We start from the raw sequence: 24,040 nt of genomic DNA on the forward strand, positions 1-24,040 counted from the left end.
CCTCATCCGATCCGCCGCAGGGCACGCTCGCGGCGGGCCGCCACCGTCGAGCCGGACTCCCCGCGTGCCATCCGCCGCAGCACGACCGGCGCCACGAGCAGGCCGAGCACCGCCCAGGCGCCCAGCACGCCGGCGGTCTCCAGGTGCCGCCACGACTCGCCGATCTCGACGGCGACCGCCGAGTCCGGCAGCAGGGCCGACCGCATGCCGAGCCCCATCCAGTAGATGGGGAAGATCTGGGCGATCCACTGCAGCCACTCGGGCAGTGCGATGATCGGGTAGAAGATGCCGGAAATGCCGATCAGCGCGAGGAACGGCAGCTGGACCAGCCCCTGAGCGCGGGCGCTGGTGAACACCGAACCCAACACCGCGCCGATCGGCAGGGTCGCGACCAGGCCGAGCACCAGCACCCAGGCCAGGCCGGGCCAGGAGTCCGGGCCGATCCGCAGGCCCTCGACGAGGAGCGCGGCGGGCACGAGGAAGATCACCAGGTCGGCCAGCAGACCGCCGGACACCGAGATCACCTTGCCGATCAGGTAGGCGGGCATCCCGTGCGGGGTCGCCTTGGCACGCAGCAGCGTGCCGTCCTCGCGGTCGGCGGTGAGCTGCTGGCTCATGCCGATCACGCCGGTCGCGGCGTTCATGCCGAGGATGCCGGGCAAGGCCAGGGCGCCGAGCAGGAGAGCGCCGACCGACAGGTCCCGGATGAAGAACAGCGTGGCCACCATCAGGGCGGGCCACAGGAAGTGGGAGAACAGCTCGGCGCCGTTGGTGAACGACTGCCGCAGCTCGATCAGGCCCCGGGACCAGCCCGCCCGCAGGACGGTCGCGTTCACCGGGCCACCTCCTCGGCCTCGCGCACCAGTGCCAGGTACGTCTGCTCCAGTGAGGCCCGGTGGACCTCCAGCTCCTGGATCTCGTCGCCGTGGCGGGCGAACAGCTCGCGGGCGAACGCGGTCGAGTCGGGCGTCCCCTCGGCGTACCGCTGTCCGTCGCGTACCCAGCGCACCTCGTCCTCGCCGGCGATCCGCCGGGCCAGTTCGGCGGTGGTGCCGTCGGCGACGATCCGGCCGCCGTTCAGCACGAGGATGCGGTCGGCCAGCTTCTCGGCCTCATCCAGGTCGTGGGTGGTGAGCAGGACGGTGGTCTCGCGGGCGTCGGCCAGGTCGCGTACGAGATCGTGGAAGTCGGACCTGGCCTGCGGGTCGAAGCCGGTGGTCGGCTCGTCGAGGAACAGCATCTCGGGACGCCCCACGAGGCCGATCGCCACGTCGAGCCTGCGCCGCTGGCCGCCCGACAGTGTCTTGAGCTTCTTGTCGGCGTGCTCGGTCAGGCCGACCCTCTCGATCAGCTCGTCGGGATCCCAGGGCCGTGCGATCCCGGGGACGGCGTAAGGGGCGTAGTAGGCGCCGAGGTGGGCGAGGAACTCGCGTACCCGCCATTTGCCGTGGTCGCGCCAGGACTGCAGCACGATCCCGAGCCTGGCCCGCCACTGCTCGTCGCCATGGGCGGGGTCGGCGCCGAGCACCGAGACCCGGCCCTGCGACCGGATGCGGAAGCCCTCCAGGATCTCGATCGTGGTGGTCTTGCCCGCGCCGTTCGGCCCCAGTAAGGCCAGCACCTCGCCGTGGCGGGCCTGGAACGTGACGTCGTGCAGGACGTCGAGCGAGCCGTAGCGCATGCGCAGCCCGTCGACGTCGAGCACGATGCCGTTGCTCTTCGTCATGAGATGACCTCTTCTCGTGATCGGATGACCTCGTGCCGGAGCACATGCCGGTGGAAGTCCGGCGCGAGGGCATGGCGCATCGCGGCCCGAACCGGGCCGGAGCGTGGGGAGCAGGGGGGCTGATTACCAGCTTTCGCGCGTGAGCGTCTCCTCGACGCGATCGATCAGGCCGGCCCGGTCGACGCCGGCCAGGGCGAGCGCGCGTGGCACGGTGCCGACGCCGGTGCTCAGCACGCCGCGCAGCAGATGCGCGGGACGCAGGTCCTTCTTGCCCTTGGCGGCGGCGAAGCCGCGTTCGAGCGCGAGCCGGGCGGTGGCGCCGAGCCCGGGATGATCCCTGGGGTCGCGGAAGGGCTTCGGGAGGTCATGAGAGGCGAGGGACACTCCGGTCGCGCTGAGGCTGTGCTCGAACTCCCGATCCAGCGCATCCCTGATCGCCTGTCGCCCGAGCCCCGCCGCCGTCAGCACGCGGTGCGCGGCGGTGCCCTCGACCGTGGCGATGGCCAGCAGGAGGTGGTGGGCCTCGGTGGCGGCAGAGCCTTCCTCCCGCGCCTCGGCCGCTCCCCGCGCGATGAGGTCGTTGATGTAGTGGTCGATCGCGCTCACTGTCGTCTCCTCAGCATCACGTCGGCGGCGATGAGCCGCTTGGCGTGCTTCTTGTGGACCGCCTGGCGGGTGACGCCGAGCGCCTCGGCGACCTCCGGCCAGCCCCACCCGGCGCGCATGGCCTGCTCCACGGCTGCGTCCTCCAGTTGGTCGGCCCGGCGCCGTAGCGCCGCGACCGCCGCGAGCGCGTCCGCGGGCCCCTGGGGCACGGGTACGTCGTCCATCGACATATAAGCAACCGTAGTTGACTGATCTATGATAGTCAACTGTGGTTGCTTAAACGTCGATGGTTCGTCGCCCTGTGGCAGAGGCTCATCGTGTGTCGCGGAGGCCCAGGATGTAGGTCGCGGTGAGCGCGACGGCGCGGTCGTCGTCCTGCGACAGGTCGGCGAGGGCACGTGACGCGGTGGCTCCCGGGATGTCGGCGAGCGCCTGCGTCAGCCGCCGGCGCGCGGACGGCTCGGCGCCACGCCGGGCGAGGCGGTCCACGAGCCCGGCGGCGATCGGGTCCGCCGCCCCGGGGCGGCCCGCCAGCGCGCTGAGGGCGTCGGCCGCGTCCACGTCGTTCGCCCCCTCGACGACCATGTCGATGAGCGTCGGGACGGCGTCGTCCACGCCGCGTGCCCCGAGCGCCAGGGCCGCGCGGCGGCGGACCACGACGTCGGGGCCCGTGAGGGCGTCGCGCAGCAGGGCGGTCGCCTCGGCGTCCGGGAGTTCGGCGATCGACTGGACCGCGCGCTCGCGCACCTCGGCCGCCGGTGCGTGCAGGCCCCGGGCCAGCAGCGCGGCGGCGCCCTCGCCCGACTGCGCCAGAGCCCAGCGCAGGGCTCCGGCGACGTGCGGGTCGCTCTCGCTCAGCGCCGCCTCGACCAGCGCCTCCACCGGGACCTCGGCGACCGAGGACAGGGCCGCGCTCTGGCGCCGGCCGGCGTTCTTCGACCCGAGCGCCTGCAGGAGGGAGACGACCTGGAGCACGTCCTCCCAGCCTGCGGGCCCGGCGGCGTCGATCCGGCGCAGTCGCGTGAGCAGCTCCGTCTCGGCCGCGATGCGTTCCCGGGTCCGCCGGATGAGGTCCTCGACGAGCCCGGAGGGTGTGAAGCCGGGATCGTCGAGCGCCCGGCCGACGTCACGCAGCGACAGGCCCAGTGACCGCAGGCTCTCGATGTGGAAGATCCGCCGGATGTCCTCGTCGGAGTACTCGCGATAGCCGGCGTCGCTCCGGCCCGTCGGGCGCACCAGGCCGAGCGCGTCGTAGTGGCGGAGCATGCGGGCGCTCACCCCAGACCGTCGCGCGACGTCGCCGATCAGCACAGCCCATCATCCCTCCTGGCCGCCGGCGCCGAGGGCCACGACGCGCTTCGCCTCCTCGATGGCGAACTCGAAACCGGCCTCCGGGTCACGCAGCAGCCGTTCCGTGGCCCCGGCGTGCGTGCGCACGCCGGGATCCGGGTCGGCCATCGCGGCCCGCAGCACCGGCTCGATCACCTCGCCGAGCGCGACCAGCGCCCGGCTGAGGCTCAGCTGGGTCTCCCGTCGGCCGCGCCCGAGCTGTGTCGACAATACTTCGGCCAGTCCGGGCTTCTCATCGTCGGGTGCCAGCAGCACCGCGGTCCGCCAGGCACTGCGCGCCACCTCGTCGTCGGCGTCGGTCAGCAGCTCCCGGCTGATCGCCGGCCACGCCCGCCGGTCGCCGATCTTGGACAGCGTGTGCAACGCCTGGCTGCGTGCCTGCGCGCGCTCCGAACGCAGCTCGCCGAGCAGCCTCGGGACCGTCAGCTCCGCCGGGTGGCGGGTGAGCGCCCAGGTGAGCATGTCGCGCACGTGGAACTCCGGCTCGACCGCGCATCGCTCGACGAGCGTGCCGACGAGGCGCGGGTCGGGCGTCGTGCCCACCGCCAGGGCCGCCCGCAGCCGTACCGACGGGTCGCCGGCCGCCAGCCCTCCGACGGCGTCGGCCGTGTCCGGGTCCTGTTCCTGCCTGGTCATGGAGACCACCTCCTCGGCGACCAGTGAAGACCTTGTCACAGTGTCAAGGTCAAGCGGCCCGGCCCGCGCGGTCAGTCGCGCGGCCCGGTGACCGCGTGCCGGCGCTCGGGCTCCACGTGCATCGGACGTTCGTGGAAGCCGCCCTGCGCGCTCCGGACGATCACGCCGCTCTCCGGCCCGTGCGCCAGGTCGTGCCGGTCCTGCAGACGCAGGCCGAGGCATAGCCGGTGGGTCAGCCAGAAGGCGACGACCGGGCCCAGGAGGACGGCGTACCTGAAGAAGATCGTCACGGCCTCCACCGACAGGTGGAACTGGTGGGCGAGCTGGTCGTTGGCCGCGGCGGCCCACAGCAGCCCGTAGAAGGCGACCCCGGCGGCGGCGACGGCGGTTCGCACGGGCGCCTCGCGTGGCCGGTCCAGCACGGCCGGCCCGGTCGCCTCGGCGGCCAGGCGGCTCCTGCTCTTGGGCCGGCCGAGCGCGTCCCGCCGGCCGAGACACCGCTGGACGAGGCGCTCGCCCAGCGGATAACCGGCCAGGAGGGTGAAGAACATCCCGGGCACCACCAGCGTGGGCACCAGGACCGCGAGGCTGAGCGTGTACCCCCCGATCGTCAGCTCCCAGCCAGGCATGATCCGCAGAGCGCCGTCGAGGAAGCCCATGTACCAGTCGGGCACCGAGCCGGCCGAGATCTGGCCGGGCCCGGCCGGGCCGTACAACCAGATGGGGGCGATCTGGAAGGCCATGCCGAGGATGACCAGGACCCCGATCGTCGCGCCCGCCATCAACGGGCGCACGCCCACGCGAGCCGGGACCCGCGCGGCGAACCGCGAGTGCCCGTGCCGCCGCACCAGCCATTCGCGGGCGGCGAGCAGCGCGACCATGGCCGCCGGGATCAGCAGCACGTGCGTCCAGTACATGGTGGGGATGATGCTGTCGCCGGGGAAGCCGGCGCCGAAGAGCAGCTGCGCGGCGTACGACCCCACGACGGGAATCGACAGCAGCACCGACTGGATCAGCCACAGGCTGCCGCCGGAGAGCATGTCGTCGGGCAGGATGTTGCCGGTCTCCCCCGCGGCCATCCCGAGCGGCAGCAGCGTCACCCAGATCAGCCACTGCGGCACGCGCGGCCGCCGGAACGCGCCGGTCACGAACATGCGCAGCAGCTGCAGCGCGACCGCCGCCACGAACACCAGCGCCGACCAGTGGTGCACCTGCCGGACGAAGAGCCCGCCGCGCACCTCCAGGCTCAGCCGCATGGCCGAGTCGAACGCCCTGCTGACCGGGACGCCGCTCAGCGGCGTGTACACGCCCTGGTAGAGCACCGGGGACATGTCCGGGTCGAAGAACACCATGAGGAACAGCCCGGTCACCACCAGGACGGCGAACGACCAGATCGCCACCTCGGCGAACATGAACGACCAATGACCGAGCCCCGACGACTGACGTTTCCGCACCGATGAGCGCATCGGACCCTCCTCGTTTCGCCTTCGCCTTCAAGACGGGATCGGCGGGCGAGATGTGACGTCGAGGAGGGTGAGTTACGTCATAACGGGGGTCAGCCGGGTGTTCACCTGTCGAGCCCCGCAGCGTCTCGGTGGTGGCGATGGACGCAAGCCAGGCGGTGGATCACCCGAGAGCCGACCGAAGCCGACGCCCTGTCCGGCTCCTCAGCGTAGGTCGCGGCTCTCCCAGCCCAGTGCGACGAGCACGGGCGGCAGCACGGCCACCCACCCGTAGTGCACGATCTCCCAGTTCTCCTCTTCCGGATAGAGCCACGGCCAGTAAGGTCCCCGCAGAACCAGGCTCACCGAGAGGATCACCACGAGACCGCCCATTCCCGCGAGGGCGGCCGCCTTCCCCTGGTGCATGCGCCCGGCCACCGACGCCGACAGCAGGCCGATCGCGAACACCGCCGCCTCCACCGCCATCCCCGCCACCCTGAGTTCTCCCCCCGCGGGCAGCCGAGCTACGGCGACGGCACAGGCGATCCCCCAGAACAGCCCCGCGGAAAGGCCTCCGAAGCCGCAGCGCAACCACTGGCGGAGCCAGCGGGGCACCGGGGCCGCGCCCGTGCTCGCGGTCATCTCGTCGATCACTGCGAATCCAGCGGCGGCGCCCAGCACCACCCCCATCATTCTGAGCAGGGTGAAAGCGGTCCCGACGCCCAATGCGGCACCGGCCTCGATCACCGAGGCCATGACCACGGCGAGCGTCCCGGTGACCGCGAGAGGAATCCAGTCGATCGCCCGCGCGATCGGCCTGATCAGCTGGATCACGAGCATGGCTGCCCCTTCACCGGATCGGCGGGGAACTCGGGGCGCAGGCCCAGCAGCGGAAGCGCCTGCTCGACCGTCGTGCCGGGCTTCACCAGTGTGCGCCAGTGCGTCCAGATTCGTTGCCGGGCATCGGGCGTGGTGAGCAGTCTGCGGGCGTAGCCCAGTTCGGCCGCGCCGTACCGGATCATGCCCAGGGGGGACTGCACCGTGATGAAGAGGGAGGAGCCGGTCTGGATCTCCCGGTCCTCGGGCGGGCCGGCGCAACGGCTTGGCCGAGCAGCCAGAGGCCCACGAGTGCTCTGCTCTGGCCGTGTAGGTCGCAACCCGTCCTCGGCGGTCGCAGTCCCAGCACCGAGCGGATGAGCTGGGAGGCGAGCACGGCGCGGTAGGTGTCCTGGGCTCCGGCGCGTCCCCACATCATGAATGTGGTGATGGACTTCTCCTCATCGCCGTCCGCGCCCATCCAGCTGTCGGTGAACTGCCGGACGGCCGGCAGCCGGTCACGCTCCGCCGGGGGCAGCGCCCGCGCCACAGGGTCCACCGCCGACACCCACGACGGAATCCAGGCGACGTAGTCGTGGAAGGCGCAGTAGGTGAGGGCTCCGTGCTTCTCGCACTGCCGCGCGTCTCGCGCGAAATACCGTTTGCGCACCCCGGCGTCCATTTCGTCGAGCAACGCGGCCGGATGCCGCTGCATGGTCTCGAACCGGCGGTTGATTTCCGCCCCCGGGGCGGCGGCGGTCACGGCGGCCCCCGTGGATACCGCCACCGCCGCGGCGGCCAGGGCCGCGACCAGGCGCACCGGCCTGGCCCCGTGCCGCAGCAGGGCCAGAGCCGCGAAAAGAGCGACGGAAGCGAGGAGATAGACGGCGTGCAACGCCGATGGGCGCTGCGGCCAGTCGGGCCCGTGGAAGAGCACGACGGGCAGGAACCAGCCCCCGTAACCGCTCTGGCCAGCGCGGCGCCCAGGTCGCCGTGCTCCACGCCGACCAGGACCGCGTCCTCGGCCGACTCGGTGACCAGGTGTGCGGAGATCAGGTGTGCAGCTGACCGGTGGCCGCCCGTTGCGTGCGAGCCGTCGAGTGCGGCGACGGGCGGGGCGGCGCCGCTCCGGCGCAGCGCGGAGATCAGCCTGCGGATCGCGATGGTCCAGATCCATGCCGCCGCCTCACCTTCCGGCGCACGGTAGCGGTGCGCGTCGCGCCAGACGGCGACGAAGGTGTCCTGGATCGCGTCGTCCACGAGATCGAAGTCGGCGCACCGGCGGGCCAGCCGTACTCGCAGCCAGGGGGCGTGCCGCTGGTGCAGGAGCTTCAGTGCCTCCACCTGGTCGGCCGCAACGGCCGCGAGAAGCTCGGCATCGCTGCTGTGGAAACCGACCGGGGGTGGTTCGCGGCGGCGTGTGAAGAATGGGCGCACATTCTGATCTATCGCAAGATCTGGCGGGTCCGGTTCCGTGATGGCAGGACCGTTCTGGGCCCATGTGGGCTGACCCCCATGACGGGTCGTTCCACGGGCCTGCCGGAGTTCGGGCACTCCGGCAGGCCGCCGTCAGTGGCGGGGCCGCCTCACCCCTTCACCGCTCCGCCGAGCAGCCCGGAGACGAACTGCTTCTGGAAGACGAAGAAGATGAGCATGAGCGGCAGCGTGGCCAGCAGCGCGCCCAGCATCAGGCCCGAGTAGTCGACGCGGGTCAGCCCGGTGAGGTGGCTGAGCGCGACCGGCAGCACGTACTTCTCCTCGCTGGTGAGCATGAGCAGGGGCCAGATGAAGGAGTTCCACTGGCTCATGAACGTGAAGATGACCAGCGCGCCCAGCTGCGGCCGGACCACGGGGAGCACGATCCGGTAGAAGATCCGCAGGTCTCCGGCCCCGTCCAGGCGTCCGCTCTCGATGAGCTGGTCGGGGAAGTCGAGGAAGGCCTGCCGCATGAGGAAGATGCCGAACGAGTTGGCCAGGAACGGGATGACGATCGACTCGTAGGAGTCCACCCAGCCGATGCTGGCCATCATCTGGAACAGCGGCACCAGCAGCACCTGGAACGGGATCATCATCGTCGCCAGGATCACCGCGAGCAGCAGGCCGCGCCCGCGGAAGCGGTACTTGGCCAGGCCGTACCCGCCCATGGCGCTGACCAGCACGGACAGCGCGGTGTAGACGAGAGCCGTGCCGAGGCTGTTGAGCACCACGCGGGAGAAGCCGATCGTCTCCTCCAGCGACCGCAGGTTGTCCAGCAGGTCGTCGCCGGGCAGGAACGGGGGCGGGCTGCGGAACAGCTCCGACGTGTCGTGCGTGGAGGCGACGAACATCCAGTAGAACGGCGCGACGCTGACCACCGCGCCGGCCGCCATGAGCAGCCAGAGCAGCAGGCGTTTCATGACTTCTCCTTCCCGAACCACTTGAACTGGGCGTAGGAGAGCACCCCGATGAGCAGCACCACCACCCAGGCCATCGCCGCGGCGTAACCGAAGTCGAACTGCTTGAAGCCGACCTGGTAGAGCAGCAGGATCGGCGAGGTGGTCGCGTCGTCGGGGCCGCCGTCGGTGAGCAGCTTGTTCTCGTCGAACAGCTGGAGCGTGCCGATCGTGGAGGTGATCGAGCAGAACAGGATCACCGGCTTGAGCTGCGGCACGATCACGCTGACGAAGGACCGCAGCGGCCCGGCGCCGTCGATCGAGGCGGCCTCGTACTGCTCCTTGCCGATCGCCTGCAGCCCCGCCAGCAGGATGATCATGTTGTAGCCCGTCCACCGCCAGGTGATGGACGCGATCAGCGCCACCCGCGCCCAGGCCGGGTCGTCCAGCCAGGCGATCTCGGCGCCGAGCAGCTGGTTGACCATGCCGCCGTCGGTGCGCAGCAGCACCCGGAAGACCACCGCGTAGGCGACCAGCGTCGTCACGGCGGGCAGGAAGTACGCGATCCGCAGCGTGGAGCGGAACCGCAGCCACGACTGGTTGAGCACGTACGCCAGCGCCAGCGCCAGCCCGATCATGATCGGGACCTGCACGACCAGGATCAGCCCGACGTTGACCAGGGACTGCAGGAACCTGTCGTCGTGCAGGAGGCGCTGGTAGTTCTCCAGGCCGGCCCATTCGGTCAGGCCGTCCTCGGTCCGCTGGAGGCTCTGCCAGAGGCTGGCCCCCAGGGGGTAGGCGAAGAAGAGCGCCAGCAGCGCGGCGGCGGGCCCCGCGAAGATCCAGGGGACCAGGCGGCGCCGAACGGTCATCCGATCTCCCGCTTCGTGGCGGACGCGATCTGCTCGGCCGCCTCGTCCAGCACGGCCTTCGGGTCCTTGCCACCCACCACCGCACGCTGCAGCAGCTTCTTCAGCAGCTCACTGGCCTCGGCGTCGTCGTCGGTGGACTGCACGGCCGGGATGGCGCGCACCTGGTCGGCGAAGATCTTGTTGACCGGCTGCCCGTCGAAGTACTCGACCGGCTCGGAGAAGTACGGGTCGGCCAGCGCGGGCAGGTAGGCCGGGAAGAGCGACTCCTGCTTCATCATCGACAGCTGGCTGTCCTTGTTCGCCGTGACGAACTCGACGAACGCCCACGCCGCCTGCTGGTTCTTCGTCTGGCCCGTGACCGCCAGCATGGAGCCGCCGTTGGCCGAGGTACGCACCCCGCCCGGCTCGAACGCGGGCAGCGGGATCACGCCGAACTTGCCCTTGAGCTCCGGCATCTCCGACACCAGGGTGCCCGTCCACCAGACGGCGGTGGGCGCGACGGCGGCCTTGCCCTCCTTGGTCGCGGTGACCCGGCCGTCCCAGCCCTGCTCGTTCTGGAGCAGGCCCTTGTCGTTCATCGTCTTGATCAGCGTCAGCGCCTTGACGGCGGCCGGCGTGTTGACCGCGACCTTGCCGTCCACGAACCTGCCCTGCTTCTGCTGCTGCAGCAAGGTGGTGAACAACGGCTCGCTGTTGCCCAGGTCGGAGACCATGAGCTTCTTGCCGGTCTTGGCCTTCAGCGTCTCGCCGGCCTTGATCAGGTCGTCCCAGGTCTGGATGTCCTCGGCCTTGATGCCGGCCTGCTCGAAGTAGTCGCGCCGGTAGAACAGGCCGACGGGCGCGGAGTCCCAGGGCAGCGCGAACAGCTTGCCGCCCTCGCCGGAGGCCGTCTGCCACTTGGCCGGGTCGAAGTCGGCCTTCAGCTTGCCGGCGACCGGGCCGAGGTCGGCCAGCCCGTTGGGGAAGTTCTTGGCGTAGCCGGGGACCCGCTCGTCCTCAAGGTGCACGACGTCGGGCAGGCCGGTGCCCGACTGCATGCCGACCGTGACCTTCTCGTAGATGTTGTCGTAGCCGACGTCCGTCACGTCGATCTTCACTTTGGGGTGCAGCTTGGTGAACTCGGGCGCCAGACGCTTGAGGGCGGTCGCACCCACGTCGAACGACCACACCTTGACCTCGCCGGACAACTCCGCGGAGGTGGACGCGGCGATCGAGGGAGCGGGTCCCTTGGCCGTGCCGGTTCCGCCGGTGGCGCATCCTGCGGCGAGAAGTCCGGTGGCCAGCAGCCCGGCGGCGATTGTGTGGATCTTCACGGTGACCTCTTGGATCTGTAACATGTCACACTCTGAATACTGAGTGCTGAGTAACGTACGCTGAATACGCGTGGTGCACCAGAGGTGAAATCGAACCGTTCCCGATGGATGTGAGCGGACGGGCGCAAAGGCCGTTGCGTCCCACCCGTCCTGCCGGGATGATCGGCCGGCATGGGGAACGTGCTGCTGACCGGGGCCACCGGAGGCATCGGAAGGGCGCTGGCCGCCGCGCTCGGCGAGGCCGGGCACCAGGTGATCGCCGTCGGCCGGGACGTCGGGCGGCTGGACGTCCGCGGGATCGAGGCCGACCTGGCCGACCCCGCGTCGCTGGCCCCCGCCATGGAGGCGCTGACGGAGGAGCTGGCGGAGATACGCGCGGTGGTGCACTGCGCCGGGATCTCCCCCGTCGAGGCCGTCGCCGAGGCCGGCCCCGACACGTGGCGGCGCACGATGGCGGTGAACGTGGCCTCCGCCGCCGAGCTCGTCCGGCTCACGCTGCCCGCGTTGCGGCGCGCCAAGGGCCATGTGATCTTCGTGAACGCCTCCCCCGGGCTGACCGGCGTACCGCGCTGGTCGGCGTTCGTGGCCAGCAAGGCGGCGCTGCGCGAGCTGGCCGACTCGCTGCGCGAGGAGGAGGCCGTCCACGGGGTCCGGGTGACCACGGTCTATCCCGCGGCGACGGCGACCGACCTGCTCGGCGAGGTCAGGGCCGCCTTCGGCCGTCCGTACGACCCGCAGGCGTGCATCCGGCCGCGGTCGCTGGCCGAGATGGTCGTGTGGGCGCTGAACGCGCCGGCCGACTCCTACGCCTGCGAACTGTCGGTGCTGCCGGGCTGAACCCCGCCCGGACCGTCAGGTCGACCTCGCCGGTCGCCCCGCTCGTGTGCCCCTCGGGCCGCCCAGGACCTCCTGGCTGACCGCGCGCACCTCAGCGCTGCGCGGCGGTGTCGAGCTCGACCTCGATGTGCGGCGACAGCGCCCGCAGGAAGTCCGGCGCGTCGAAGATGCGCCCCGCCGAGGCCACCCCGGCGGCCCTGGTCCGGCCGGTGAGGATGCGCTCGACGGCCTCCACCGCGAGCGGCGCGCTGACGGCGTAGATGTCCCGGCCGCGGGCCACCGCCCGGCGTTCCCCGGCGCCCGAACGCACGACCACGTCCACGACGAACGGCTGCGCCGACCGTCCGTGCTCGTCGGCCGCGACCGGGGCCGGGGTGTCGGGGCTCACCACGTCCGTGGCCGCCTCGACCGTCATGTAGTTGCGCACCTCCGGGACGTCCAGGTGGCTCGGGACGGTCACGATGTCGGCCATCGAGAACTCCGCGATGACGTCGCGCGTCCCGATCGGCTCGGGGAAGGACCACTTCTCGGCCGGCGCCCGGTCGTCGCGGTACTCCAGCCGGCCGCCGGCGTGGCGGACGCGCCGGCCGTCGCGCCGCTCCCTGGAGACCTTGCCCGCGGCCCGGGTGCCGGTCGTGGGGTGCCAGCTGTCCAGCCCGTAGGCCACGTGTGCCTGGTCGGCGCCGGTCCAGTCGCCCATCGCCGCCGTGACCAGCAGGTCGCCGAGCCCGCCGAAGAAGGCCATCGCGGGGACGATCACCGCCCCCGCCTCCCGGGCGCGCTCCGCGAACAACTCGAAGGTGTCGACGTTGGCCTCGATCTCGGCCGCGACGTCCACGTACGGGACGCCGGCGCGCAGGGCCGCCTCGATCACGGGGGCGGCCGTGGCGGCGAAGGGCCCGGCGCAGTTGATCACCGCGGCCACGCCGTCCAGGGCGCGGTCCAGCGCGGCCGGATCGTCCACCGACGCCTGCCGGACCTCCAGCCCGGGATACGCCTCGGCCAGCGCCCCGAGCGCGTCGCCGTCGCGGCCCGTCAGGACGGGGACCAGCCCGCGCCGCAGCAACTCCGCCACCACGAAACGGCCCGTGTGCCCATAAGCGCCGTAGACCGCCACCGCGGAACCCGCCGCCTTGTTCTGTGTCATGTCCGAATCAGCCATGCGGACATCCTGGCGGCCCACGGCGTCGCCGCACGAGCGTCCGGAACGACATGATGCGTACAATTCCAGACGTGACCACAGTCGCGGTAGCCGTCGCCGACGGGATCCTGCACTTCGAGCTGGCCCTGGCCTACGAACTGTTCAGCTCGCCCCCGCCCGTCCCCGTCGAGCGCTGGTACGAGCCGGTCATCTGCGGCGCCGGCCCCGTACGGGCCGACGGGCGGTTCCTGCTCGAACCGGACGCCGGGCTCGACCGGCTCGTCCTGGCCGACACGGTGATCGTCCCCGGCTGGGCCGAGGTGGACGAGGAGCCGCCGGCCGACCTCGTCGCGGCCGTGCGCGCGGCGCACGAGGCGGGCGCCCGGGTCGCCTCGCTGTGCACGGGCGCGTTCGTCCTGGCCGCGGCCGGCCTGCTGGACGGACGGCGGGCCACCACCCACTGGTCACACACCGAGACGCTGGCCGCCCGCCATCCCCGCATCCAGGTCGATCCCGACGTGCTCTACGTGGACGAGGGCAGCGTGCTCACCGCCGCGGGCAAGGCCGCCGCCCTGGACCTGTGCCTGCACCTGGTCCGCCGCGACCACGGCTCGGCGGTCGCCAACGCGATCGCGCGCCGCCTGGTCGTGGCGCCGCACCGGCCCGGCGGCCAGGCCCAGTTCGTCGCCACCCCCGTCCCGGAGCCGCACGGGCATCCCCTCAGCGACCTGCTCGCCTGGGCGGGCCGGCACCTGGACCAGCCCCTGACGGTGGAGGACCTGGCCCGCCGGGCGAACATGAGCTCGCGCCACCTCGGCCGCCACTTCAGATCCATGACCGGCACCACCCCGTTGCAGTGGCTGCTGACCCAGCGCATCCGCCGCGCCCAGGAACTGCTGGAGACCACCGACGACGGCGTGGACGCCATCGCCGAGGCCACCGGCATGGGCACCGCGGCCACGCTGCGCCGGCACTTCAACCGCACGGTCGGCGTGCCTCCGGACGCCTACCGCCGCACCTTCCGCGCCCGCGGGGCGACGCCCGCTCAGCGGCCGGCGGGGTGGAAGTCGTAGGGCTTGGAGTCGTACACGTAGTAGACGCAGTCGGCGCCCGCGGCGCACTTGCCCCAGTGCTCGGCCTTCGACGGGTAGTACAGGTAGTCACCCGCGCCGATCCGGTACGTCTTGTGGCCCTTGACGTTCCAGAGCATCACGCCCGAGACGCCGACGACGTGCTCGGGGCTGGTGTGCCAGTGCGGCGAGAAGGGCGTGCCGGCCTTGAGCGTGAACATGGCCTCCGAGGGGCCGGTCTTCGGATCGCCCTTCAGCTGCACGAACGTGCAGCCCTTCAGCCCCTCGCAGGGCGAGCCCGCCTCCTTGTGCGAGTGGTGGACGACCTTGCCGGGGCCTGAGTCGGCGTACGCGCTGGGGGCGCCGAGCGCCATGAGAGCCAGCGAGCCGGCCGTGATCACTTTTCTGAGCATCTCGATCTCCAAGTGGACTGTGGTCCGAATATCTCCGGCAACGTATCGGACTGCGGTCCGCTTCGTCAAGGCGTCACGGCTCCCCGCCGCGTGCCAGACTCCTGGCCATGGCGGATTCGACCAGGCCGGACGGCGACGGCCGACAGCTGCGCGTGGGTGTCCTCGGCCCCCTGTCGCTGGTGACCGCCGGCGGTCCGGCGCGGATCGGCGGCGCGCGGCTGCGGGTGCTGCTGGCCAGGCTGGTCCTGGACGCCGGGCGTGCCGTCCGGCCGGAGACCCTGGCCGAGGCGTTGTGGGACGACGCGCCGCCGGAGGCCCCCATGCACGCGCTGCAGTCGCTGGTGTCCCGGCTCCGGCGCGTACTCGGGCATCCCGGGCTGCTCACCTCCGGCCCCGCCGGGTACCGGCTGGCCGTCGAGCCGGACGCCGTCGACGCCGTGCGGTTCGAGCGGCTGGTCAGGCAGGGACGGGCGGCCGCGCGGGACCGGCCCGGCGAGGCGGCCGCCGTCCTGCGGGAGGCCCTGGGCCTGTGGCGCGGGCCGGCCCTGGCCGACGTGCGGGCGGCGCCGTTCGCCGCCGCCGAGGCCGACCGGCTCGAACGCGCCCGGCTGGCCGCCCTGGAGGACCGCGTCGAGGCCGACCTGACATCGGGCGCCGACCCCGGCCTGGTCGCCGAGCTGGAGTCACTGGCCGCCGCCCATCCGCTGCGCGAGCGTCTGCACGCCCAGCTCATCCGGGCACTCGCCCGCGACGGCCGCGGCGCCGAGGCGCTGGCCGCCTACCAGCGCATCCGCGGCCGGCTCGCCGACGACTTCGGCGGCGACCCGGGACCGCACCTCCAGCAAGCCCACCTGGCGGTCCTGCGCGGCGAACTTCCCGGCCCCCGCCGGGCGTCCGGGCCGTCGCCGTCGGGCCGGTCGCACGGCAACCTCGACGTCCCGCTCACCAGCTTCGTGGGCCGCGACGAGGACGTGCGCCGGGTGACCGGCCTGCTCGGCCGGGCCCGGCTGGTCACCCTGGTCGGCCCCGGCGGGGCGGGCAAGACCCGGCTGGCCGGCGCGGTCGGCCGGCGGCTCACGCCGTCCGGCGGGGTGTGGTTCGTGCCGCTGGCCGCGGTCGGGCCCGACGACGTCCCCCGCGTGCTGCTCGACCTGATCCGGACGCGCAAGGAGGGCGCGCCCGCGCGGGCTGAGATGGACGACCTGGCCGAGCTGCTCGCGGACGACGACCTGGTCCTGGTGCTGGACAACTGCGAGCACGTGATCGAGGCCGCCGCCACGCTGTGCGGGACGCTGCTCGGCCGCTGCCCGCGGCTGCGGGTGCTGGCCACCAGCCGCGAACCCCTGCGGATCGACGGCGAGACCCTGCACCCGGTGCTGCCGCTGGACCTGCCCGAACCGGGCGCGACGCCGGAGGCGGCCCGGTCCGCCGCGGCGGTCCGGCTCTTCGGCGACCGCGCCGCCGCCGTACGACCCGGCTTCGTCCTGGAGGGCGGCGCGCTGGCGGCGACCGTCGAGATCTGCCGCCGCCTCGACGGCCTGCCGCTGGCGATCGAGCTGGCCGCCGCCCGGCTGCGCGCCCTGCCGGTCGAGGCGGTCGCGGCCCGGCTGGACGACCGGTTCCGGCTGCTCACCGCCGGCAGCCGGACGGCGCTGCCGCGCCACCGCACCCTGGCCGCCGCCGTCGCCTGGAGCTGGGACCTGCTCGACCCCGGCGAACGGGCCCTGCTGGAACGGCTGTCGGTCGTGCGCGGCAGCTTCGCCGAGGACGCCGCGGCGGCGATCGGCGGCTCCGACGACGTGCCGGAGCTGCTGGCGGCGCTGGTCGACAAGTCCCTGCTGCACCCGGCGGACTCCGCCGACCCGGCCGAGCCGCGCTACCACCTGCTGGAGACCGTCCGCGAGTACGGCCTGGCGCGCCTGGCCGAACGCGCCGAGGTCGCCGCCACGCGCGACCGGCATGCCCGGTTCTTCCTGCGGCTGGCCGAGGCCGCCGATCCGCACCTGCGCACGTCGGACCAGCTGCGCCCGCTGGCCCGCCTGGCGGCGGAACGGGACGACCTGTCGGCCGCGATCCGCTGGACGGTCGAGTCCGGCGACGCCGGGCGGGCCGTCCGGTTCGGCGTCGCGCTGAGCTGGTACTGGTTCCTGCGGGACTTCCCGCCGGAGTCGCTCGACCTGCTCGGCAAGGTGCTCCAGGCCGGCGGTCCGGCCGACCCGCGATCCCGCGCGCTGGTCGCCGCCGCCCACGCGATCGCCACCGTCGAGGCCGCCGGGCCGGAGGAGACCGACGCCGCCTTCGACCGGATCAGGACGGCTCTGGCCCAGCTCGTCCCAGGCACGCATCCCATCGCCGAGATGGCCCGGCTGGCGGTCGGCATAGCCGCGAAGGGCGACCACGCCGTGCCGGAGGAGGGGGCGGACCCGTGGAGCCGGTCGCTGGCGCTGCTGGTCAGCGGCGTGCTGGCGATGAACACCGGCCACTTCGCCGCGGCGAAGGACGCGCTGGCCCGCGCGCTGGCCGGCTTCGAGCAGCTCGGCGAGCGGTGGGGCCAGGGCATGACGCTGAGCGCCCTCGGCTCGGCGCTGGTCCGGTCCGGCGCACCCGCCACCGCCCCCGCTCTGGCCGAGCACGCGACCCGGTGCTTCCGCGAGCTCGGCATGCCCGAGCACACCATGGAGAACGAGGTGGCCGCCGCGCTGCACCGGGCCGAGTCCGGTGACGTGGACGGCGGGCGGCGGGCGCTGACCGGCCTGCTCGGCCGGGCCGGGCGGAGCGGGTCGGCCGAGTCGAGCACCCAGGTGCGACTGGGGTTGGCCCGGCTGGAGCTGGCCGCCGGGCAGGCGGCGGCGGCGCGCGAGCACGCCCTGGCCGGCCTAGCCTGCGCCCCTCCCGACCGGTCCACCACGCCGCCGCTGACCGCGCTGCTGCTGGGCGTACTGGCTCGGGCGGACCTCGCCGAGGGGTTCCCCGACCGCGCGGCCCGCCGGCTCGACCATCCGGCGGTGCGCCTGACGCTGACCTGGCACACACCGGTCGCGGCGGCGACCGCGGTCGTGGCCGCCGCCATCGAGCTGGGCCGTGACCGGCCGGAACGGGCCGGCCGGCTGCTCGGGGCCGCCACCGTGCTGGGCGGCTGGACCGGCTCCGGCGACGCCGACGTGCGGCGGCTCACCCGGCGGGCCGAGGCCGCCCTAGGCGCCGTGGGGTTCGCCGCCGCGCACGCGGGCGGCACGGCGATGTCACGGGCGGAGGCCGAGCGCCTGGTGACGACGGTCGTCACCGCACCGCCCAGCTAGCGCCGCTCAGCCGGTGCCGGGGACCGGCGTGCCGAACATCGTGCAGGTCACCGCCGTCTGCAGCGCCTGGACGGCCTTGGCAAGCTTCGGGTCGGCCTCGAACTCGGCCCAGTACTCCGCCGCGACGAGCACGGTGGCCGTGCGGCCGCCGGTCCGGTCGGTGAGGTTGGTGGTCAGGTAGCCCGGCATGCCGCCGTCGTGGCCCCAGAACGTGCCGCACGGATGGGCGGCGGTCTGGATGCCCAGCCCGTAGCCGGGCCCGTCCGGTTGCCGCGCATCCATCGGGACGGTGGTGCGCAGCTGGGCGAGCTGGGCGGCAGGCAGCAGCCTGCCGGACATGAGCGCGGCGTGGAAGCGGGCCCAGTCGCGGGTGGTGGACACCACCGCCCCGGCCGGGCCTCCCCAGCCGGGATCGTGGCCGGAGACGTCCACGTGGCCGTCGTGGCGTGGCCCGGCGAGCCGCCGGAACGCGGACGGCACCGCGGGCGGCTGGTGGGCGGCGTCCGGCTCGTAGCCGCGGGCGTACGAGCCGCGCCAGGCGGGCCCGGTGGCGTAGTAGGTGTGGCCGAGGCCGAGCGGCCGGGCGATCCGGTCCCTGACCAGGTCGGCCAGGCTCGCCCCGGTGGCCCGCTCCAGGACGGCGCCGATCGCGGCGTAGCCGGTGTTGCTGTAGGACCATCTGGCGCCGGGCGCGAACAGCGGAGCGTGCTTGACCCCCAGGGCCAGCAGTTTCGCCGGGGTCCAGCGCCGCCGGTCCTTGCCGAGCAGCGCGGGCCGGATCGCGGGGTCGTCAGTGTAGTCGTACAGGCCGCTGGTGTGGTTCAGCAGCATGCGCAGCGTGATCGCGCCGCCGCCGGGCACCTTGCCGGGCAGCCACTTGTCCACCGGGTCGGTCAGGGCGAGCCTGCCCTCGGCGACGAGTTGCAGCACCAGCACGGCGACCATGGTCTTGGTGTTGGACCCCATGCGGAACTCGTCGCCCGCCTTGAGCACGTGATCGCGTCTGGTCCAGGCGGCCTGCTCGACGATCTCGACGGGCCGGCCGCGGCCGTCGTCGACCCGGACGAGCACGCCGGGCGCCCCGGCCGCCACCGCCTCCCGCGCCAGGCGTTGCAGCAGGGCGGGCGTCCCGTCCCCGGCCGGACGGGCCGTGGCGGCGGCCGGGAGCGCCGCGACCACGGCCAGGCCCACGGCCGGCACGGCAGCCGTGAGCGCGCGCAGCCACCGCGGCCGCGCCGCCCGCCGGGACGGGACATCACAGGGGTACATGAACCGGTTCCTCCTCCATCGGGTGACACCAACGCCCTCACCCTCCGGCCCCCCGCTCACAAACCGCACACATCCCGCTGTCAGCCCGCCGCCACGGCGATGAGTTCGCCCCACCGGCGGAGTCTTCATGGCGACAGGAAGGAGTGGTCCGAGTGGATCTGTACAGCGTGGTGTGCGTACGTGACCGGGCGGCGGCGCAGAAGTGGTACGAGGTGTTCTTCGGCCGCCCGGCGGACGAGGTCGTCGGCGAGGAGCACCTGTGGCGGGTCGGCGAGAACGCGTGGGTCGTCATCGACGACCGGCACATGCGGGCCGCGCGGGTCGGCGGCACCATGATCACGTTCGGCGTGTCCGGCCTCGACGACATCCTGGCCAGGCTGGCCGGGCACGGCATCGAGCACGGGCCCGTGGAGACGTACGGCAACGGCGTGCGCCACGTGGACGTCCTCGACCCGGACGGCAACAGCCTCTCGCTCGCCGAGGCCCCGCCACGATGATCCGGTTAGGCTCGGGACGTGTTCGACTCGCCCGACTTCGACCTGGCGCCCTACGCCGGCCTCGACACCTCGGCGTACGTGCGGCACACCTACAACAGCTGGGACGACGCCGGCTGGCGGTCACTGCTGGTGCAGGGCTTCCGGCACGCGCCCGAGGCCGAGCACTTCGCCCTGCCCGCCGTGGCCGACCTGCATCTCGTGCTCTGCGTGGCGGGGAACGCCGACCTGCGGATGCACGCGGGCGGCGGACCGGCCCGACGGCGCTGGGTCCCGGGCCACCTGGAGCTCATGGTCCCCGGCCGCGCCGGGTCGATCAGCTACCGGGCGGCGGCCGGGCTGAGCACCGTCCAGGTGCACGTCCCCGCGGCGGCCGTACGGCGGGCCGCCGACGCGCTGGGCGGTCGCGAGCCCGACTTCGAGGCGACCGCCGCCGCCCTGGCGGCCGGTGACCCGGTCGTCGAGCAGCTCCTGCGCGCGCTGCCGGGCCGCGCGGCGGCCGGCGACCTGTACGCCGAGTCCGCCGCCGCCTTCCTCGTGACGCACCTGCTGACCCAGGGCGGGGCCGGCCGCCTGCCCGGCCCCGAGCACGCGGCCGTCCGGGCGGGTGTCGCCATCATGACCGAACGCCTGGCCGAGCCGCTGACGCTGGCCGCCATCGCGGCCGAGGTGCATCTGAGCGTGTACCACTTCGTCCGGGTGTTCCGGGAGGGCACCGGCCAGACGCCCCATCGGTACCTCACCCGGTTGCGCATCGAGGAGGCGCGGCGGCTGCTGTCGTCCACCTCGCTCAGCGTCGAGCAGATCGCCGGGCGCTGCGGGTTCGCCGGTGCGGGCTCGTTGTCGTCGGCCTTCCTGCGCCACACCGGCGTGCGGCCGTCGGCGTACCGCAAGAACTGACCGATCGACGGCAATCGTGCGCATGGCCCACGGGTGGGGCCGGTGCCTACGTTGGGGCTCATGCCGTACTCCTTCGCCGTGACCGCTCGCTCGCAGGCCGCCCCCGAGGCCGTCTTCGCGGCGCTCACGCATGCCGCCACCTGGCCGTCGTGGTCGCCGATCGACTCCGCCGACGTCGAGGGCGGCGATCCGGCGGCCCGGCAGCGGGCCGGCGACACCAGGGTCTTCCGCACCGGGCGCAACGTCTCGCGCGAGCGCGTCGTCGAGCTCGTGCCCGACCGGCGGTTCGTCTACGACAACCTGGGCGGCCCGTTCCGCTCCTACCGCGGGACGGTCGAGCTCGCGCCGGCCGCCGACGGCGGCACCGACATCACGTGGTCGGCCGCCTTCGAGCCGAGGATGCCGCTGTCGGGTGGTTTCTGGCGGTGGTACCTGACCCGTTTCGTGCAGGGCATGGCCGACGGCCTCGCCGCGTACGCCGCCCGCGCGGCGGAGTGACCGCGGTCCGATGTTTGGCGCGGCTGAACCGGGAAGAGTGGGTGGGCAACGTTCTCTAGATCATCAGGAGGAAACGCCTTGTCTCAGGACATGTGGAGCTACGGTTCCGACGTCTACGGCGACAAGACTCTCGACGTGGTCGGCTTCGACGTCGAGGCCACCGACGGCTCGATCGGCTCGGTGGACGAGGCGAGCCACACCGTCGGCGACAGCTACCTGGTGGTCGACACCGGTCCGTGGATCTTCGGCAAGAAGGTCGTGCTGCCGGCCGGCACCGTCACGCGGATCGATCCGCAGGAGCGCAAGGTCCACCTCGCGCGGACCAAGCAGGAGATCAAGGACTCGCCGAAGTTCGACGAGGACGCCGTGTACAACGACGACGCCCACCGCGACGAGGTGGGCGCGTACTACAACCGCTTCAACGGCACCGTCTGACCCCGCGTAACCCGGGTACCCGTCGGGGTGCCCGCCGGGCGCGACGCGCGCCGCAGCAGCTGCCAAGGCCCCACAGCTCTGCGACCGGCGGGCCCCCGAGGGCCGGACGTCTCAGGACGTCCGGCCGGTCTGGTGGGTCAGGATGCGCAGGGCGTCGGCGGAGGACGGGTCGGCCGGAGTGTAGATCTCGACCCGGTGGTCAGGGCTGTCGGGCTGGAGCCAGACCTGATAGTCGACGCTGACCGCGCCGACCGTGGGATGCCGCAGGTGCATCGTGCCCACCGTGCAGTCGGCGACCTCGCCCACCGCCCACAACGCCGCGAACTCCGCGCTGTGCATGGTCAGCTCCCCGATCAGCTCCGCCAGGCGGGCGTCCGAGGGGAACCGGCCCGCGGTGAGCCGGAGGTAGGCGACATGGATACGGGCTAGTTCGTCCCAGTTGCGGTGCAGGTCGCGGAAGAGCGGATCCAGAAAGAACATCCTCGGGACGGACGGGCGGTTCGCCGGATCCCACGGCGCCTCGAACGGCAGATGTTCCCCCATCAGCGCGTGACCCGTACGGTTCCACGCGAGCACGTCCCCACGCCGGCCGAGCACGACCGCCGGCGTCGTGTCCTTCAGCGACTCCAGGAGCGCGAGCACCCGCGGACGAGGCTCCTCCCCGGGCGGCCGGGACAACCGGGAACGGGCCGGTTGCCGGGCGAGGTTGTGCAGGTGGACGGTCTCGATCCGGTCGAGCCGCAGCACCCGCGCCAGAGCGTCGAGCACCTGCTCCGAGGCGGTCTCCGCCTGCCCCTGCTCCAGACGCGTGTAGTACCCGGCGCTCACCCCCGCGAGCTGCGCCAGCTCCTCGCGCCGCAGCCCCGGGACCCGGCGGGCCGTCCCGAACGTACGCAGCCCGATCGCGGCGGGCGTGACCCGATCACGACGGCTCTTCAGAAACGCTCCGAGGCTCTCCACACCACCGAGCCTAGGCCGATCGGGGGGCCGCGTGGGTACACCTGCTGGGTGCACCCACGCCAGGGGGATGGTTGCCCGGCGCGTCCTGCCCGAGTGTCGGCCCCATGTATCGACAGCACACGCCCACTCCCCCGGGCCTGCGGGCCTGGCTCGGTCTCCTGGTGATCCTCGGGCCCGTCCTGCTGGTCTCCATGGACGGCTCGATCCTGTTCCTGGCGATGCCCCGGATCAGCCAGGCCCTCACACCCACCGCAGGCCAGGCCCTGTGGATCCTCGACGTCTACGGCTTCGCCGTCGGCTCCCTGCTGATCGCGTTCGGCAACCTCGGCGACCGGTACGGGCGGCTGCGGCTGCTCATGGTCGGCGCCGCGGTCTTCGGCGCCGGCTCCATGGCGGCGGCGTTCGCGCCCAGCACGGAGCTGCTGATCGCGGCCCGCGCGCTGATGGGGGTGGCGGGCGCGACCCTGCTGCCGTCGGCGCTGGCCGTGTTGAGCGAGCTGTTCACCGACCCGCGGCGCCGGGCGCAGGCCATCGGCGTGTTCGCCGCGGCGTTCGCGGCCGGGTTCGCCGCCGGGCCGATCGTGGGCGGCGTGCTGCTGGAGCGGTTCTGGTGGGGGTCGGTCTTCCTGGTCAACCTGCCCGTCCTCGCCCTGTTCCTGGTCTTCGCGCCGGTCCTGCTCCGCGAGGTGCGGGCGACCCGCGCCGGGCGCGTGGACGTGCCCAGCGTCGTGACGTCCGCGGCAGGGCTGCTGCTCACGATCTACGCGCTCAAGCACGCCGCCGCCGAAGGGTTGTCGGCCGTGCCGGTCGTCGCGGGGGCGGCCGGGCTGGGGCTGCTGGCGTGGTTCGTCCGCAGGCAACGCGGCCTCGCGCAGCCGCTGATCGAGTTCTCGCTGTTCCGCGACCGGGTGTTCACCGTGGCGATCGTCACCGGGCTGCTGCCGCTGGCGGCGTGGTCGGCGACGGCGTACCTGGCGGGCGTCTACCTCCAGTCCGTCCTCGGCCTGCCGGTGCTGCACGCGGCGCTGCACGCGCTGCCCGGCGCGGTGGTGCTCACCGTCACCTGCGTCGTCACGCCGTTCGTGGTCGACCGCGTCGGCAGGCGGGCCGCGCTCGCCGTCTGCCACTTCTCCGTCGCGGCGGGGCTGCTGCTCCTGCTCCCGACGGCCGTCACGGGCGGGGTCGGCTGGTACGTGGCGTCCACGGTCGTCGCGGGCGTCGGGTACGGCATCTCGTTCAGCGTCGTCGCCGACACCGCGGTCGGGGCCGTCCCGCCGGAACGGGCCGGAGCGGCGGGGGCGCTGGCCGAGACCAGCAACGAGATCGGCAACGCCCTCGGGATCGCGCTCCTCGGCTCGCTCGCCGCCCTGGTCTTCCGGCTCCAGGGACCGGACCTGGCCCCCACCCTGGACGAGACCCTCCAGCTGCCCGCCCTCGTGCCGGCGGCGGCCGCGCAGGCCGCGACGGCGTTCGTCGCGGGGCTGCACGTGGCCGCGGCGGTGGCCGGGGCCCTGCACGTGGTGCTCGGCGTCGTCGGCCTGGTGCGAACGCCGGTACGGCACGCCCCGCGGCCGGTCGGCCACTGAGGGGC

General features: G+C 73.1%; 26 protein-coding genes. 8 read left to right on the forward strand and 18 right to left on the reverse strand.

The features are described 5' to 3' along the window. Positions 1–2: 2 nt before the first annotated feature. The 14 genes from ABZ459_RS33935 to ABZ459_RS34000 form a co-directional block, all read right to left on the reverse strand. On the reverse strand, positions 3–836 hold the full coding sequence (locus ABZ459_RS33935; protein ID WP_357979154.1) for an ABC transporter permease: 834 nt from the start codon (positions 834–836) through the stop codon (positions 3–5). Then, a complete protein-coding gene (locus tag ABZ459_RS33940) occupies positions 833–1,726 on the reverse strand; it encodes an ABC transporter ATP-binding protein (protein ID WP_357979156.1) in 894 nt (297 codons plus the stop codon). Before ABZ459_RS33940 ends, ABZ459_RS33935 begins: the two co-directional genes overlap by 4 nt. A 123-nt stretch (positions 1,727–1,849) precedes the next feature. Beyond that, positions 1,850–2,332, reverse strand: a complete 483-nt coding sequence (locus ABZ459_RS33945; protein ID WP_357979158.1) for a Clp protease N-terminal domain-containing protein — start codon at positions 2,330–2,332, stop codon at positions 1,850–1,852. After that, complete coding sequence (locus ABZ459_RS33950; protein ID WP_357979160.1) at positions 2,329–2,562, reverse strand: hypothetical protein; 234 nt, start codon at positions 2,560–2,562, stop codon at positions 2,329–2,331. The genes ABZ459_RS33945 and ABZ459_RS33950 overlap by 4 nt, the downstream gene beginning before the upstream one ends. Before the next feature lie 82 nt (positions 2,563–2,644). After that, a complete protein-coding gene (locus ABZ459_RS33955) occupies positions 2,645–3,643 on the reverse strand; it encodes a MerR family transcriptional regulator (RefSeq protein ID WP_357979162.1) in 999 nt (332 codons plus the stop codon). A gap of 6 nt (positions 3,644–3,649) precedes the next feature. Then, positions 3,650–4,318, reverse strand: a complete 669-nt coding sequence (locus ABZ459_RS33960) for a HEAT repeat domain-containing protein (RefSeq protein WP_357979292.1) — start codon at positions 4,316–4,318, stop codon at positions 3,650–3,652. Positions 4,319–4,389: 71 nt separating this feature from the next. Beyond that, positions 4,390–5,784, reverse strand: a complete 1,395-nt coding sequence (locus ABZ459_RS33965; protein WP_357979164.1) for a cytochrome b N-terminal domain-containing protein — start codon at positions 5,782–5,784, stop codon at positions 4,390–4,392. A 201-nt stretch (positions 5,785–5,985) separates the two neighbouring features. Next, positions 5,986–6,600, reverse strand: coding sequence for a hypothetical protein (locus ABZ459_RS33970; RefSeq protein ID WP_357979166.1), 615 nt, complete (start codon positions 6,598–6,600; stop codon positions 5,986–5,988). Then, a complete protein-coding gene (locus tag ABZ459_RS33975) occupies positions 6,591–6,800 on the reverse strand; it encodes a hypothetical protein (RefSeq protein ID WP_357979168.1) in 210 nt (69 codons plus the stop codon). The genes ABZ459_RS33970 and ABZ459_RS33975 overlap by 10 nt, the downstream gene beginning before the upstream one ends. Continuing rightward, positions 6,779–7,339, reverse strand: coding sequence for a hypothetical protein (locus ABZ459_RS33980; RefSeq protein ID WP_357979170.1), 561 nt, complete (start codon positions 7,337–7,339; stop codon positions 6,779–6,781). The genes ABZ459_RS33975 and ABZ459_RS33980 overlap by 22 nt, the downstream gene beginning before the upstream one ends. Further along, positions 7,336–7,920: a sigma-70 family RNA polymerase sigma factor gene (locus ABZ459_RS33985; protein ID WP_357979172.1), complete on the reverse strand. Its 585-nt coding sequence runs from the start codon at positions 7,918–7,920 to the stop codon at positions 7,336–7,338. The genes ABZ459_RS33980 and ABZ459_RS33985 overlap by 4 nt, the downstream gene beginning before the upstream one ends. Positions 7,921–8,162: 242 nt before the next feature. After that, a complete protein-coding gene (locus ABZ459_RS33990; RefSeq protein WP_352356636.1) occupies positions 8,163–8,972 on the reverse strand; it encodes a carbohydrate ABC transporter permease in 810 nt (269 codons plus the stop codon). Then, entirely contained in the window at positions 8,969–9,820 is an 852-nt protein-coding gene (locus ABZ459_RS33995) for a sugar ABC transporter permease (protein WP_357979174.1), read from the reverse strand. Before ABZ459_RS33995 ends, ABZ459_RS33990 begins: the two co-directional genes overlap by 4 nt. After that, positions 9,817–11,133, reverse strand: coding sequence for a sugar ABC transporter substrate-binding protein (locus ABZ459_RS34000; protein ID WP_357979176.1), 1,317 nt, complete (start codon positions 11,131–11,133; stop codon positions 9,817–9,819). The genes ABZ459_RS33995 and ABZ459_RS34000 overlap by 4 nt, the downstream gene beginning before the upstream one ends. A 171-nt stretch (positions 11,134–11,304) precedes the next feature. On the opposite strand from ABZ459_RS34000, the gene ABZ459_RS34005 reads away from it, so the two are divergent. Beyond that, on the forward strand, positions 11,305–11,970 hold the full coding sequence (locus tag ABZ459_RS34005) for an SDR family NAD(P)-dependent oxidoreductase (protein ID WP_357979178.1): 666 nt from the start codon (positions 11,305–11,307) through the stop codon (positions 11,968–11,970). 91 nt (positions 11,971–12,061) lie between these two features. Here ABZ459_RS34005 and ABZ459_RS34010 read toward each other — a convergent pair whose 3' ends face one another. Beyond that, complete coding sequence (locus tag ABZ459_RS34010) at positions 12,062–13,132, reverse strand: saccharopine dehydrogenase NADP-binding domain-containing protein (RefSeq protein ID WP_357979180.1); 1,071 nt, start codon at positions 13,130–13,132, stop codon at positions 12,062–12,064. A 71-nt stretch (positions 13,133–13,203) separates the two neighbouring features. On the opposite strand from ABZ459_RS34010, the gene ABZ459_RS34015 reads away from it, so the two are divergent. Beyond that, entirely contained in the window at positions 13,204–14,184 is a 981-nt protein-coding gene (locus tag ABZ459_RS34015; RefSeq protein WP_357979182.1) for a helix-turn-helix domain-containing protein, read from the forward strand. Here the strand turns inward: ABZ459_RS34015 and ABZ459_RS34020 are convergent. Beyond that, positions 14,157–14,594 carry a cupin domain-containing protein gene (locus tag ABZ459_RS34020; RefSeq protein WP_357979184.1) on the reverse strand — a complete coding sequence of 146 codons (438 nt, stop codon included), beginning with the start codon at positions 14,592–14,594 and terminating at the stop codon, positions 14,157–14,159. The genes ABZ459_RS34015 and ABZ459_RS34020 overlap by 28 nt on opposite strands. Before the next feature lie 107 nt (positions 14,595–14,701). Here ABZ459_RS34020 and ABZ459_RS34025 point away from each other — a divergent pair, with 107 nt between their 5' ends. Continuing rightward, entirely contained in the window at positions 14,702–17,893 is a 3,192-nt protein-coding gene (locus ABZ459_RS34025; RefSeq protein ID WP_357979186.1) for a BTAD domain-containing putative transcriptional regulator, read from the forward strand. 6 nt (positions 17,894–17,899) lie between these two features. On the opposite strand, the gene ABZ459_RS34030 is transcribed toward ABZ459_RS34025, so the two are convergent. After that, on the reverse strand, positions 17,900–19,162 hold the full coding sequence (locus tag ABZ459_RS34030; RefSeq protein ID WP_357979187.1) for a serine hydrolase domain-containing protein: 1,263 nt from the start codon (positions 19,160–19,162) through the stop codon (positions 17,900–17,902). A 152-nt stretch (positions 19,163–19,314) separates the two neighbouring features. Here ABZ459_RS34030 and ABZ459_RS34035 point away from each other — a divergent pair, with 152 nt between their 5' ends. The 4 genes from ABZ459_RS34035 (at position 19,315) to ABZ459_RS34050 (ending at position 21,489) form a co-directional block, all read left to right on the forward strand. Further along, positions 19,315–19,659, forward strand: coding sequence for a VOC family protein (locus tag ABZ459_RS34035; protein WP_357979189.1), 345 nt, complete (start codon positions 19,315–19,317; stop codon positions 19,657–19,659). Between the two features lie 18 nt (positions 19,660–19,677). After that, the gene (locus tag ABZ459_RS34040; protein WP_357979191.1) at positions 19,678–20,556 is read left to right on the forward strand and encodes an AraC family transcriptional regulator; all 879 of its coding nucleotides are present in this window, start codon (positions 19,678–19,680) and stop codon (positions 20,554–20,556) included. A 60-nt stretch (positions 20,557–20,616) separates the two neighbouring features. Continuing rightward, entirely contained in the window at positions 20,617–21,054 is a 438-nt protein-coding gene (locus ABZ459_RS34045; protein WP_357979193.1) for an SRPBCC family protein, read from the forward strand. 78 nt (positions 21,055–21,132) lie between these two features. Next, positions 21,133–21,489, forward strand: coding sequence for a PRC-barrel domain containing protein (locus tag ABZ459_RS34050; RefSeq protein WP_357979195.1), 357 nt, complete (start codon positions 21,133–21,135; stop codon positions 21,487–21,489). Positions 21,490–21,600: 111 nt separating this feature from the next. Here the strand turns inward: ABZ459_RS34050 and ABZ459_RS34055 are convergent, their stop codons facing one another. Continuing rightward, on the reverse strand, positions 21,601–22,449 hold the full coding sequence (locus tag ABZ459_RS34055) for a helix-turn-helix transcriptional regulator (RefSeq protein WP_357979196.1): 849 nt from the start codon (positions 22,447–22,449) through the stop codon (positions 21,601–21,603). 104 nt (positions 22,450–22,553) lie between these two features. Between ABZ459_RS34055 and ABZ459_RS34060 the strand changes: the two genes are divergently transcribed. Then, positions 22,554–24,035 carry an MFS transporter gene (locus tag ABZ459_RS34060; protein ID WP_357979198.1) on the forward strand — a complete coding sequence of 494 codons (1,482 nt, stop codon included), beginning with the start codon at positions 22,554–22,556 and terminating at the stop codon, positions 24,033–24,035. Positions 24,036–24,040: the final 5 nt, after the last annotated feature.

The sequence above is a fragment of the Nonomuraea sp. NPDC005692 genome (genome assembly GCF_040631115.1).
Taxonomy (GTDB): domain Bacteria; phylum Actinomycetota; class Actinomycetes; order Streptosporangiales; family Streptosporangiaceae; genus Nonomuraea.

What these genes read in the sequence shown, in the direction of transcription:
- ABZ459_RS33960 (WP_357979292.1), bottom strand. Translation starts at nt 4,318, where the DNA reads ATGACCAGGCAGGAACAGGACCCGGACACGGCCGACGCCGTCGGAGGG.
- ABZ459_RS33995 (WP_357979174.1), bottom strand. Translation starts at nt 9,820, where the DNA reads ATGACCGTTCGGCGCCGCCTGGTCCCCTGGATCTTCGCGGGGCCCGCC.
- ABZ459_RS33990 (WP_352356636.1), bottom strand. Translation starts at nt 8,972, where the DNA reads ATGAAACGCCTGCTGCTCTGGCTGCTCATGGCGGCCGGCGCGGTGGTC.
- ABZ459_RS34020 (WP_357979184.1), bottom strand. Translation starts at nt 14,594, where the DNA reads ATGCTCAGAAAAGTGATCACGGCCGGCTCGCTGGCTCTCATGGCGCTC.
- ABZ459_RS34030 (WP_357979187.1), bottom strand. Translation starts at nt 19,162, where the DNA reads ATGTACCCCTGTGATGTCCCGTCCCGGCGGGCGGCGCGGCCGCGGTGG.
- ABZ459_RS33940 (WP_357979156.1), bottom strand. Translation starts at nt 1,726, where the DNA reads ATGACGAAGAGCAACGGCATCGTGCTCGACGTCGACGGGCTGCGCATG.
- ABZ459_RS34005 (WP_357979178.1), top strand. Translation starts at nt 11,305, where the DNA reads ATGGGGAACGTGCTGCTGACCGGGGCCACCGGAGGCATCGGAAGGGCG.
- ABZ459_RS33970 (WP_357979166.1), bottom strand. Translation starts at nt 6,600, where the DNA reads ATGCTCGTGATCCAGCTGATCAGGCCGATCGCGCGGGCGATCGACTGG.
- ABZ459_RS34025 (WP_357979186.1), top strand. Translation starts at nt 14,702, where the DNA reads ATGGCGGATTCGACCAGGCCGGACGGCGACGGCCGACAGCTGCGCGTG.
- ABZ459_RS34010 (WP_357979180.1), bottom strand. Translation starts at nt 13,132, where the DNA reads ATGGCTGATTCGGACATGACACAGAACAAGGCGGCGGGTTCCGCGGTG.
- ABZ459_RS34045 (WP_357979193.1), top strand. Translation starts at nt 20,617, where the DNA reads ATGCCGTACTCCTTCGCCGTGACCGCTCGCTCGCAGGCCGCCCCCGAG.
- ABZ459_RS33950 (WP_357979160.1), bottom strand. Translation starts at nt 2,562, where the DNA reads ATGTCGATGGACGACGTACCCGTGCCCCAGGGGCCCGCGGACGCGCTC.
- ABZ459_RS33965 (WP_357979164.1), bottom strand. Translation starts at nt 5,784, where the DNA reads ATGCGCTCATCGGTGCGGAAACGTCAGTCGTCGGGGCTCGGTCATTGG.
- ABZ459_RS34060 (WP_357979198.1), top strand. Translation starts at nt 22,554, where the DNA reads ATGTATCGACAGCACACGCCCACTCCCCCGGGCCTGCGGGCCTGGCTC.